We start from the raw sequence: 12,173 nt of genomic DNA, 5'->3' as shown, positions 1-12,173 counted from the left end.
TAGAATTTGCAATGGATCGCGTATGCGCCCTCAAGACAACCCTTTAGCTTTACTGGTTTTTCTTGGAAACGTTGGGGTCCACACATCCACACCCCTGGCACCTTGCTCAAGGACCAATTTGATGGTGATTGGAATCTATACCTAACCGCGCTAGAGGCCGCCGCTCCTACTACCCAAGCCTTAGGCATAACGGACTATTTCTCTATCGAAAGTTATCGGACGATCCGGCGATGGAAATGGCTGGGTCGACTGTCAGAAGTGGGGTTGATCTTTCCCAGCGTGGAAATGAGACTCGACATCAAAATCGAAAAAACGAAGGGAATCAATCTTCATCTTCTCCTCTCCCCTGAAGAACCCGATCACTTAGAGCATATAGGTCTTCTTTTATACAAACTCACATTCGAGCTCAACGATCGAAAGCACGCCTGTACCGAAAGTGAGCTGGCGTACTTGGTCAATTGATATGCTTGCGGATCACATCGAGCGAGCATTTGCCGAGCACTACACTCGAACAGCACCTGATCTCGACGACTGGCAACTCCGGTTGCTGCGGGACAAAGAGTCAACCTACGAGTGGGATCGGGAGGGCTCTCCGACACGCGAAGTCCTCGAGTTGGCAACTGGCATTTGAGACCAAGTAATTGATGACGTAATAGAGATTCTAAGCGAACGGTACTTTGATTTTGACAGAACTGACCTTTGGCGATGCGATCCAGGTGAACACGGAACGAATGTCCAAATGCCCCTGGGCTGGTTTGTCCAGGTGTCGTGGAGTCCGCAATCAAGCGTGCAGGAAAAACGCGGTCTATGCAGACGCAGATTACAGTCAGCTATCTGTTCAGGCTGATCCAGAAGGCGGTGCATGGTGACTTTCCAAACCAGGCGGCACAGAAGACCAAGCCACCGCGGACAGTGCCGCCGGTCGAGGTTCCCTCCGCATCGACACCAGCTGATCCCAAGGTGGCAAACGAACACATTGCGCAACGCTGTACATTCAAGGGGTTGGCCTGAAACTCATTAAGACATGCACAAAAATAGAAGCCGTACAGCAATACTTATTTTTACGCAACCAAATAACAGGCAATAATCATATTTCACAGCTATTCACCAGCCGTCCGTAGCCTTGCCCACCCCATACCTTGATATTCGCATCCTTCTTTTTTAACGGATGTGCATCTTATATGACATTTCACAAGCTGAGGCGCCTGACCATACTGGCCGCCTCTCTGGGTTTTGGGCTTCCTATGGCCGTTCAGGCGGCCCAATTGCCGTCTGCTGGCAGCTTGGGCAATCAATTGCAACAAGATCCAGTCAAACCCGAAGATCGATCACTACCTATCGAGTTCGACATGTTCGCGCCTTCAACGCCTCCTGATGGCGAAGATGTTGCCCCATCGAGCAAGACAGTACGCATCACGCACGTTGTCTTTGAGGGGGCTCAAGGCCTGCCTAAACTCTCGTTGGACGCCGCCGTTGCGCCTTGGCTCAATCAAGAGGTCAGCATCGCCGATCTTCGCAAAATGACCGTGGCGGTTGAACGGCTTTATGCCCAGCGCGGTTTCATGGCGGTTCGCGTTTTGATCCCCAAGCAACGTATGCAAAACGACACACTGACCTTACAGGTCATCGAAGGCCGTTATGCAGCACCCAAGGTGAGAGCATCATCCCCTAGAGAGCTCGAAACCGCACAGCGCATTATCGAACATGCAACCTGCCTAGCACCTTGCTCCACTCCTCCTTATGTCATGAGTGCGGACATCGATCGCGCCATGTACTTGCTCAACGATCTGCCTGGCATTTCCGCAGCAGCAACCTTAAAGGCTGGCGCTTTGCCAGGGACGACCTTGCTCGATGTCGAGGTGGCGCCCATTAAACACCTCAGTGGTTACGCCGGGGCGAACAATCATGGCAACGCCTATACAGGACGCAATCAGCTCAATGCCGGGGTGGCGCTCAATAGCACACTGCTTATTGGCGACCAGGTAACGCTGGATGGTGTGACCAGTACCGAAGCCTTGGAGCATCATACCGGCCTGCAGCAGTATGGCGTCTCCTACAGCCTACCGGTTGGCCCGTATGGCACTCGCGTGGGGGGTGGGTATAGCCACCTTGATTATGTGCTGAACGGCGCCTTCGATCCTCTGGATGCCGAAGGCGACTCTGATGCCTACTCGGCTTGGATCAGTCATCCGCTTTGGCTATCTCATCTTGGCCGTTTAGAGGCACGGGCTGTTTATGAGTACAGTGATTTCAGTGACCGCCTGTTGCACGTTGTGGACCGTAGTCGCAACACTCAAACAACAACCGCCCAACTGTCGGGCTATCGTTTCTGGGACAACAGCGTGGCTGGCTTTAGCCTCGCATCAACAGTGGGTCGCCTGCATTTTGGCGACCCACTCGATCAGGCCATCGACAGACAAACGCGTCAGAGCCAGGGCAGCTTCTTCAAACAACGTATCGACGGCTATTGGCAACAAACACTGGCCCCGCAATGGTCTGCCTTTGCTGCATTACGCACTCAGTTGACCAACAGTAACCTGGATAGCTCCCAATCACTGGTGTTAGGCGGTCCTGGCGGTGTGCGTGCGTTTGTTGCGGATAGCACCCTGGTCAACCAGGGCGCGCAAGGAACCTTTGAGTTGCGTCATACCCCCTCGCTCTTGAATCAGAGTTTGACCGCTGCAGTGTTTTACGACCGAGCCGAAGGCCGCGTTAATCGCCATAGCTGGGGTACCAATCCAGACAGCAATAGCCGTATGCGCCTGGAAGGTGCCGGGGCCTACTTCAATGTAAATGTCGCTCAAAAATACAACGCCCGCCTGACCTATGCCCAACGCCTGTCCGACAACCTGTCGACATCCCAGGATGCCAACCGCATCTGGCTGGACGTAAGCACATCGTTTTAGTCATTCATCATTTGTTCATCCATAGGTGCTTACCATGAACTCGAATCGTTTTAGAGTGATCTTTAGCCGCGCCCTGAACCAGCCCGTTGTAGTCTCTGAACTGCAAAGCAGTCAGGGTAAGGCCTCTGCCTCTGCGCGCCCTGGCGCGCAACCCCAGCGTCTGTATCTACAACCAACACGCCTAGCTGTTGCAATGTTATGGGCCCTGGGGTTCATGACGTCAGTTGAGGCCGCCTCAATCCTGCCAACCGGAGGAGTTGTCGCTGCCGGCAATGCTGCGATCGCCACCCAAGACGCAGGCATGACCGTCACTCAGCAACCCGGCAACGCGGTCATTAACTGGAATACGTTCAATATTGGCAATGCAAACACCGTGACGTTCCAGCACGCCAATGCCACCGATGTAACCCTGAACCGTGTCACAGGCGCCAAGAGTCAGATTGATGGCTCGCTGAATGCCAATGGCCAAGTATTCCTGCTCAACCCCAACGGGGTTGTATTTGGTAAAACAGCACAGGTCAATGTGGGTGGCTTGGTGGTATCAACGCAGGAGATTAGTAACGACGCATTCATGGATAAAAACTATACGTTTGCCCCGGCAACCGACGTTACTACCGCAGGTGACATCATCAATAACGGCCAACTGCTTGCAAACGGCCTGGGCGGATTTGTAGTGTTGTCAGGGGCAGGCAATGTCACTAATACCGGCACACTCAGCGCGACCAAGGGCACCGTGCAAATGGCTTCCGGTAAAAACTTCACGCTCACCATGCCTAGTGGCACCAATCCGTTTCTCAGCGTTGAGCTAACCGGGGTTGCCCATCCAGAACCCGCTGTTGGCGTACACAATAATGCCGGTACCCTCAAGGCCGCCCATGTAGAGCTCAGAGCTCATGAAGGTTGGGTCAAAAATAGCGTTGGCACCATTGAGGCCACCGCTATTTCCGACCTGATGGATTCGTCCGCGCAAAACAAGAACGGCTCGGCCAAATTGGTAGCGGATAACGGCAGAGTAGAGGTAATCGGCACTAATGCAGTTTCATCGACCATCAAAGCCGACAAAGACATTGTCGTTGCCGGCAATGGTGACGGCGTTAAACTCAACGTCAATGCTAAGCTAAACGCCGGCAACAACATAGAACTAACAGGTAGCTCCAAAAAAATAGATGGTGTAGCGATAACTTCGTCATCGAGCTTGGTTGCAGGCAACGACATTACGATCACTGGCGCTTCTGAAGATTTAGGTGGGGTTTATATTAGCCAGGGTGATATTACAGCTAAAAACAACATCAATATCACGGGCTCCTCGCAGAAAAATAGAGGCGTCAACACTACATCAACGCTCTCTGCAGAAGGGGATATAAATATCACTGGCAAATCGACCAGTCACACAGGGAGCGGTATTTCTGGAACAATGAATTCAGGCAATAATATCAATGTTACAGGGCTGTCTGATGCAGGCCACGGGATAGAAGATTCAGGTCGACTAAACGCCAAAAACAATATCAACTTTATCGGGCGTTCTAATAAAGGCTCCGGCGTAATCTCAGGAGGACAAACAAAAGCCCAAAACGATATCAGTGTTACAGGCAGTTCTAATGACGGCAGAGGCACAAACCAGCCTTATTATGGCGTCTTCAATGCAGGAAGAAATTTAAATATTACTGGCACTTCGCAGAAGAGTTATGGCGCATATATTAGAGGAGTAAATTTTGTTAAAGGCGATGTGAATGTTTCGGGCTCCTCAACGGACCTAATCGGCGCCTATGTTGTATCAGGGCTCACTACCGGAAGTAATATAAATATCACGGGCTCCTCGGAAAAAAGTAACGGCGTTTATGATCAATCAACGCACACTGCCGAAAAAAATATCAATATCACTGGCTCCTCAACGGACGGAATCGGCGCCTATGTTGTATCAAGGCTCACTACCGGAAGTAATATAAATATCACGGGCTCCTCGGAAAAAAGTAACGGCGTTTATGATCAATCAACGCACACTGCCGAAAAAAATATCAATATCACTGGCTCCTCAACGGACGGATTCGGCGTCGGTATTGCATCAACGCACACTGCCGGAAGTGATATAAATATCACGGGCACCTCGGAAAAAAGTAACGGCATTTATGATCAATCAACGCACACTGCCGGAAGTGATATAAATATCACGGGCACCTCGGAAAAAAGTAACGGCGTCTATACTAGGGTAAAACTTACTGCCGAAAACAATATCAATATCACTGGCTCCTCAACCGATGGCGCAGGAGTGCTAGTAGCCGTTATTGATAACACCACACTAAATATACCCAAGAACACCAATATTCACGGCGCATCAAAAAATGGCAATGGGATTTCATCCGGGAATTTCGATGTAAATACCACTTTAAATTTTGCAGGAACTATGCATGGCGAAAGTACCAATGGTAATGGTGCAGTATTTAACTCCAATATGGTTCTATTGCCTGGTGCGGTCGTACAAGGAAATAGCATCGCTGGTAGCGGTTTAGTAATCACTGGACAACCTGTTCAGATGACAGACGGTGCCACCTTGACCGGGACAAGTCAGCTAGGCGCAGGCATTGTTGCAAGCAACCAGTTGATATTGGATCAGGGTGGTACGGTGAACGGCACCAGCCAATCTGGAAATGGCGTAGAGCTCACCAGTGATTTTGTAGTTCCCGCAGGTGCAACTTTAGAAGGCACAAGTATTTCGGCGGACGGCATACTGGCCGAGCACGATCTGACCGTCGGCAAGGGCGGTACTATCATTGGGAACACCACAACCGGTGATGACATCGTAGGTAATATCATCGTGGCTGAGGGGGGGACAGTGATTCGGCACAAGCCTCTGAAGCAGGCTCCGGCAGCGAATATTGATATTGATTCCCCACGAAATGTTTCCGCAAGCTTGAAGCATGTAAAAATGCAAGAAGCAAATAAGCATTCCCCTTATGGGTTAGCCATAGAGCCTAACGAAGAGCAAGATATACAAATTCTCCTGCCCTAACTTCGATTCAGGTCACATAGAACCGACCACAGGCACTTTCAACCAACAGACTAGAGCCACGCAAATGCAGCTCTAGCCTGTTGGTCTGTGTGTAAAATCGATTCCATCAACGCAAGAGTCCGGCAAACAGACTTTCCGAACTCCAGCATTAAGGATAAGGCAGGACGCTTTCATAGGTTGGAGATGTCTATGAGGGCGGGGGCAGTCCAGATCACATTTGGCTGGCTCCTGCCGCCTATGGTCTCGAAACGCATTGGTCAAGTCTGTGAGGTCGGTGATTAGCATTACAAACACTCAGATAATTTGAGTGCGATCAGCTCACCAAATAAAGTGCAACCTCGTTTGGAACCTCAGTAGAAAAACACCTTGCGCGGGGAGGTTCCTCCCCGGTGCGCTGCTGAGTTGTGAGCGGCAGCAGTTCGTTATGCCAGCGTCAGATAGGGATTGTTCAATGGTAATTGGATGAACAGTAGACCTGGATCTTTGAGCAAGTAGCCATGCAGTCGCCTGGACTTGCGCGGTCCTGTCACCTCACAGGTCCAGATGTTCAAACCGTTGGACTGTTTACGATGTAGCTGTAACTGCTCGAAGCGCTTTTGCACCCAGTGCCAGTCTGAAATCTTATCTTGTTTGGCCAAGTGAGCTGTTTGGGGATGTTCCTGCGCGTAACGCTGAAACACGCCTGGACTTACCAGGTAGGCAGTATCGACGACGGTGTGCACCAGGGCTTTTGTGTCGTTGATGATGAGTTTGTGCGACGCGATATGTTGGCTCAGCCAGTTGATGAAGTGTTCGCCTGAAGGAAGGGCGTTGTGCTTCGGGGATGCTGGCGAGTGGTCCGGCGGAAAGTATCTTTGAAGCGCTAGATCTTTACTGTCTAGATCTGGAGCATCCGACGTATAGTCGATGGGAGCAAAAAACTCTGGTAGGTCATTGATGCCGTAAGGAAGGTCGATCGGTGGCTGATTATCGACTGCGAATCGCTCGTCAATTGCCTTTACAGCGGGAGTCGAGGCAGTGGTTTCTTCCTCTACAACTTTGATCGTGCCGGTATAAGGATCGGGACGTTCGTCCTTTTCCCAGAACAGTGCTGGAGTCAGTCGCAGTAACGTCAGGGTATGTGACCAATCACCATGGGTGACAGTCGCTTTCCAGATGGCTTTGTTGTCTTGAGTGGCCTGGAGAATGCCGTGGTCCTGCAATATGTTGAACACATCGGTGTTGCTAGTAGGAATACCTTCGACACCCTGGCCCAATAGGTGTGCACGCAGCTTGTCCGAGACGGTCTTGCTCACTAGCCACAGTGAGTCTGCTGTCAGCCAGCCATCTGACGCTTTGGCTTGGTTCAGCTTCAGTTCTTCCTTGATCAGATAGCGCAGGCCTTCGAGCAGTTTGCGCTGCAGCGCTTTGCGTGGAGCTGCCAGTGCTTTACCTGGATCACCTCCCAGCTCCTGAGCGACGGATGCCTGATCGGCCTGGATTACCAGTTCGCCCAGAACACCTGCATGTTCGTACTGGCCAGCCAATAGATAGAGCAGTGGTGTCCAAAGATTGGGGTATTGGCTTAGCCAATCCAGGATACGCTCGTCGAGCACTTGGCGGTAGAGCAGTCCGGTAGCAGCTCCATGTAGCCGGTATTCGCGATCTTTGCGATAGCGGAAGCGGTAGGGGCCTTGTAGTGGTCCGTGCCACGGGTGCCAGACTCGCCCTTCTTCCTGTTCGACATGGATATCAACGGCGACCTTGCCAAGGTCATGCAGTAGAGCTGCATAGGCGATGGCGGCGGTCCAGGCTTCCGCCTGGGCTGCTTGGTCCTCAGGTGTTACACCTGCGGGCAGTAAGTGCGATTGCCGTAACTTTAGCGCGTAGGCGACGATTTCCAGTCCATGGTCCAGCATGCCGCCTGGATAGGCGTGATGATGACTTTCTGAGGCGGGGAAGTGCTGGACCAGTTCCGCGTAGCGCTGCAGCGGCTGCAAATACAGCAAGGCGAACTGTTCACGTGAAAGCGAGGTGCGTTGCCAGATATGTGCCAGCATTTTCTGTCGGCGCGAGGTTGCCAGCAGCGATTCGGCTGGTTCTGCCAGTCTCATTCCATTGGGTAGGTCGCGGGAGATTTTTGATTCTGGTGGTTCAACACTCAAGGCCATGTTTTTGCGCTTGAACAACCCAAGCATGTGGGTACCTACAATGTTTGTGGGTCAGCAACCCCGTCATGACTGTGAGGCAAAAACTTAGGGTTAGCGTGGTACGAGTGGGGCACCGCAGGTTCATGAGCGTCCTCATGTCAAAGCGAGCGAACACTCTCAAATCCACGCTATCAGAGCAGCTGAAAATAGGTTCCCAAGACTTGCGTTTTTGTTCTTCTGGTCTGGGGGTGGCTTAATTTATGGAGATTTTCTGTAGCGGATTGATCTGTGCGGCGTAATTATGAGCCATCATTTCTCGTCAGCGCAGACGGACATTATCCGCCTGGATCAGATTGCCGGCTTCATGTTTGGTTCATCGTGCCTTCCCGGGGAAGGCGGCCTTGATTTTCAGGAAGAAGTAGTCCGAGTCCCGGAAGCCAATCGCCTCGAACAACCCTCGGTATGCAGCGCTGATAGACCTCAACTACCTGAGCACCGACAAGGACATTGTCCAGGTGATCCAGGACTGCTGGCAGCTGCGCAAGATCATGCAGGCCCCGGCGCTTACTTCCGGCAACACCCACGCGGCGGTACTGATGGTGGCGGAGAAGGGCGCCGACCTGATTCTTGAGGATGCCTCTCGATAGTCGAGCCCCTGATCCGGCCCGTTTCAATGTTGAAGTTCGGCCGCTGAAAAACCGTTGCGCTGAAAGAAGCGCTCCAGCTTCCCGGGGCAGGGGCTCGACGCCGGCAGCAGTCAGGAAGTGGCCCAAGCCCTGGCCTAAGCCACGGTATCGGCCCATGGCCATGGCTTGGCCAGTGTGGGTTTCGAGCGGGCCTTTGGCGCCTTGTGCGACAACACCAGGCAGCTGGGGATCAGCCTGTTTGCCCAGCACAGCGGCTTTACCTGTGGCGAGCTGGGCTACTACCCCCGGCGTCTGGCCAGCGAAGGCCTGGTGGCACTGGCCTTTTGCAATGGCCCGCCGTTGTTGACCGTGGCCGGTCAGCGCCAGCCGATGTATTCGACCAACCCCCTGGCGTTCGCCGCCCCTTGCGGCGACGGGCGCCTGCTGCTGATCGACCAGGCCAGCAGCGCCACGGCCTTCGTCAACCTGCTCAAGGCGGCCGAGGCCGGGGAGACGATCCCCGCAGGCTGGGCGGTGGATGCCCAGGGCGCTGCCACCCTGAGTGCCCGGGAGGCCATGCACGGTGCCTTGCTGGCATTCGGCGGCAGTCGCGGGGCCAATATCGCCTTGCTGGTCGAAGTGCTCGCCGGCGGCGTCAGCGGTGCCAACTGGTCGCTGGATGCGCCGGATTTTCGCCGCGGCGGGCAATCGCCGGGTGCGGGGCTGCTGGTGATCGCTATCGCCCCGCACCTGCTCGACGAGCAGTTCGAGAGCCGCCTGGCACAGCAGATGCAGCGTCTGGAAGGTTTGGGCGTCCATCCACCTGGGCAAGCCAAGCAGCAAGCCTGGGTCCGGGCGCAGAAAGAGGGGATCAGCTTGCCCATGGCGTTGTATCAGCAGCTAGGGGGGGCGATTTGGGTTTAACGGCAGCGTCCTTCTGACAACGAATGTGGCGGGCGGCCGATATGTTCGGGTAGTAACAGCCTGTCGGGTGGAGTTTAGGGATTGTGTATTTCTTGCCCTTACCCCTGAGCACCGCCCGAGTAAAGGCTGTGGGAGACATTGGCTGAATGCGCGGCATTCTGTTTGGGGCGCCTGATCTTGGCGCCCCACAAAAAAAATCAGCGCAAGACGCTGTATTCGCCCTGATCATCCCAGCGATACATCACGAAGTCAGGCGTCGCCAGGTCTCCCTTGGCGTCCCAGCGCTTATTGCCAGCAACGGTTTTTACACTGTTGTCCCTTAGCCACTGTCCCAGTACCGCGCCGTCATGGGATTGGGTGGCTTGCATGGTCTGAGCAATGGCTTCAAGCGCCGCGTAGGCATACAGCGTGTATCCCAGAGGTTCGAATCCCTCCTTGCGCAACGCGGCTACTGCCATCTGGCTTTCACTATTTTGTCGTGCGTCTTGGCCGAAGACCATCAAGACCCCCTTGATGAACTGCCCACCACCGGCCGCAACCGGAAAGTCATCGGAGGCGATGCCATCGCCAGCCACAAAGGGAGCGTCGACCCCCGACTCGCGTATCTGTCGGACCAGGGTGCCAGCCTCCACGGCGACACCACCATAAAAGACCGCGTCCACTTGCAAGCCCTTGATCTTGGTGGCCAGGGCATTGAAATCCTTCTCGCCGCGTGTGAGGCCTTCGAACAGGACAGGTTTGATCCCCATTTCTCCCAGGCGCTGTTGTACGGCCAGGGCTACTCCCATGCCGTAGGAGTCCTTGTCATGCACGATGGCGATGCGTTTGGCCTGGAGTTGTTCATGTAGATAATTGGCAGCAACCTCACCTTGCTGGCTGTCGCGTCCGACCATTCGGGTCACAGTGTCCAGGCCACGTTCAGTGATGGTGTTGGCAGTAGACGCAGGAGTCATCATCAGGATGTTGGCGTCCGAGTAGATCTCCGAGGCGGGTAGGGTGGAGGAGGAACAGACGTGGCCGATGACGGCCTGTACATGGTCGGTATCGATCATCCGGTTGGCTACCGCCACCGCTTGCTTGGGTTCGCAGGCATCGTCTCCTTTGACCAGGACAATCAATTTGCCGTTAATGCCGCCCGCGGCGTTTATCTGTTTGGCCGCTGCGTTGGTGCCGTTCCAGACCTGCGCGCCCAGCCTGGAGTAGCTGCCGGTGAAGGGGCCGGCTACACCTATGCGGATCTCCTGATCGGCATAAGCCGCCAGTGATGAACTGAGCATCATTACCAGAGCCGTTGCTCCTGCCATCGATTTCATCGTCATGCTCCTTGCTTGATGTATGAACTCAATACGCAATCCAAGCCGACATTTGTCGGCCGGATCAGGAGGACCAAGCTACGTAACTCGAAGGAATTAAAGAATGGCTCTTGTCTTACCTTCAGGTAACCAGAGGCTTACCTATCTAAGCCGTTTCTGATCTGTCTGCTGAAGCATGGCGACAAGGGCGGTGGCACCTCTATAGTGCCGGCTCGCTGGATGTTCTGAACCTTGTGGCTTGGCTGCGGAGGTCTCTTATGAGAGTGGGTCAGGTAAGTGACATCGATATTCGGTTGCTGCGGGTGTTTCGCGCGGTGGTTGAGTGCGGCGGATTTTCCGCTGCCGAGATAGAGCTGAATATCAGTCGTGCGGCTATCAGTTTGAGCATGGCCAATCTGGAAAGCCGTCTGGGTGTTTGTCTTTGCAAACGTGGGCGCAGTGGTTTCGCTTTGACGGTTGCCGGGCAGAGCATCTACGACGCGTCACTCCAGTTGTTCGCGGCCATAGGCAATTTTCGCACCCAGGTGAACTCCGCCACCACTCAACTGCGGGGGGAGCTCAACATTGGAATTACTGACAATCTGGTGACATCGCCTCACATGCGAATGACTGAGGCACTCAAGATTCTCAGGGCCAAAGGGCCCGATATTCAGGTCAATGTGCATATGACGACGCCAAGCAGCGTGGCCCGCGGCGTATTCGATGGTCATTTCCACATTGGCGCGATACCCACTACTCACAGAGTGAATGGCTTGGACTATCGACCCTTGTATGCCGAGGAGTCGCAGCTTTATTGCAGCCATGAACACCCTCTGTTCGGGGTTGAGGATGAAAGCTCGATCCTCGAACGCTTACCCCTTTGTGACGCGGTCACCATCGCTCAATCCCAGGAACCGGAGGTCATCAAGTACTCCAAGAAGCTGAAGGTAATGGCGACGTCCAGCGATCGCGAGGGGGTGGCGTTCTTGATTCTGAGTGGTGAATACATTGGCTATCTGCCCAGCCATTACGCTCAGCGTTGGGTCGATGCTGAACGCATGCGTGCTTTGTGTCCGGAGCACTACCGATACTGTACTCAGCTTTCGGTGATCACTCGCCCCGACCAAGCAGGAAACCTGCTGTTGGATCACTACCTGCAAGCCTTGGAAAGCATTGCCTCCTAGCGTTCTAGTCACGGTCAATTATCTGGTTACCTGAAGGTAAGCTCTGTGAAATCGAATTGTCAGCTGGAGCTTGGTAGCGTCCGTCCTTACTGACTGGTCCGGCTG

At 53.8% G+C, this 12,173-nt stretch carries 6 protein-coding genes and 3 pseudogenes; 7 read left to right on the top strand and 2 right to left on the bottom strand.

All coding sequences use genetic code 11. From position 1 onward, the window contains the following. The first annotated feature begins 6 nt into the window (after positions 1 to 6). The 4 genes from KHO49_RS17830 (at position 7) to KHO49_RS17815 (ending at position 5,913) form a co-directional block, all read left to right on the top strand. Positions 7 to 462 (top strand): hypothetical protein, encoded by a 456-nt coding sequence (locus KHO49_RS17830; RefSeq protein ID WP_213665536.1) that lies wholly within the window; start codon positions 7 to 9, stop codon positions 460 to 462. A 345-nt stretch (positions 463 to 807) separates the two neighbouring features. Next, complete coding sequence (locus KHO49_RS17825) at positions 808 to 1,011, top strand: hypothetical protein (protein ID WP_213665498.1); 204 nt, start codon at positions 808 to 810, stop codon at positions 1,009 to 1,011. A gap of 170 nt (positions 1,012 to 1,181) precedes the next feature. After that, the gene (locus tag KHO49_RS17820) at positions 1,182 to 2,906 is read left to right on the top strand and encodes a ShlB/FhaC/HecB family hemolysin secretion/activation protein (protein WP_213665499.1); all 1,725 of its coding nucleotides are present in this window, start codon (positions 1,182 to 1,184) and stop codon (positions 2,904 to 2,906) included. A gap of 34 nt (positions 2,907 to 2,940) precedes the next feature. Further along, complete coding sequence (locus tag KHO49_RS17815; RefSeq protein ID WP_213665500.1) at positions 2,941 to 5,913, top strand: two-partner secretion domain-containing protein; 2,973 nt, start codon at positions 2,941 to 2,943, stop codon at positions 5,911 to 5,913. A 313-nt stretch (positions 5,914 to 6,226) separates the two neighbouring features. Here the strand turns inward: KHO49_RS17815 and mobH are convergent. Further along, a pseudogene (gene mobH, locus KHO49_RS17810) lies at positions 6,227 to 8,090 on the bottom strand (MobH family relaxase). A gap of 392 nt (positions 8,091 to 8,482) precedes the next feature. On the opposite strand from mobH, the pseudogene KHO49_RS17805 reads away from it, so the two are divergent. Next, positions 8,483 to 8,689: pseudogene (locus tag KHO49_RS17805) on the top strand (hypothetical protein); the annotation flags it as partial. A gap of 93 nt (positions 8,690 to 8,782) precedes the next feature. Then, positions 8,783 to 9,592, top strand: a pseudogene (locus tag KHO49_RS17800) (Ldh family oxidoreductase); the annotation flags it as partial. 197 nt (positions 9,593 to 9,789) lie between these two features. Here the strand turns inward: KHO49_RS17800 and KHO49_RS17795 are convergent. Then, the gene (locus KHO49_RS17795; protein ID WP_213665534.1) at positions 9,790 to 10,911 is read right to left on the bottom strand and encodes a branched-chain amino acid ABC transporter substrate-binding protein; all 1,122 of its coding nucleotides are present in this window, start codon (positions 10,909 to 10,911) and stop codon (positions 9,790 to 9,792) included. Positions 10,912 to 11,162: 251 nt separating this feature from the next. Here KHO49_RS17795 and KHO49_RS17790 point away from each other — a divergent pair, with 251 nt between their 5' ends. Continuing rightward, positions 11,163 to 12,068, top strand: coding sequence for a LysR family transcriptional regulator (locus KHO49_RS17790; RefSeq protein WP_213665533.1), 906 nt, complete (start codon positions 11,163 to 11,165; stop codon positions 12,066 to 12,068). Positions 12,069 to 12,173 lie beyond the last annotated feature (105 nt).

The organism is Pseudomonas sp. RC4D1 (genome assembly GCF_018390395.1).
Taxonomy (GTDB): Bacteria; Pseudomonadota; Gammaproteobacteria; order Pseudomonadales; family Pseudomonadaceae; genus Aquipseudomonas; species Aquipseudomonas danubii.
This window is presented reverse-complemented; position numbering and strand designations above follow the sequence as displayed.

Bases quoted from the DNA above. Each gene is read 5' to 3' on its own strand.
- KHO49_RS17795 (WP_213665534.1), bottom strand. From the start codon at position 10,911: ATGACGATGAAATCGATGGCAGGAGCAACGGCTCTGGTAATGATGCTC.
- KHO49_RS17790 (WP_213665533.1), top strand. From the start codon at position 11,163: ATGAGAGTGGGTCAGGTAAGTGACATCGATATTCGGTTGCTGCGGGTG.
- KHO49_RS17820 (WP_213665499.1), top strand. From the start codon at position 1,182: ATGACATTTCACAAGCTGAGGCGCCTGACCATACTGGCCGCCTCTCTG.
- KHO49_RS17825 (WP_213665498.1), top strand. From the start codon at position 808: ATGCAGACGCAGATTACAGTCAGCTATCTGTTCAGGCTGATCCAGAAG.
- KHO49_RS17815 (WP_213665500.1), top strand. From the start codon at position 2,941: ATGAACTCGAATCGTTTTAGAGTGATCTTTAGCCGCGCCCTGAACCAG.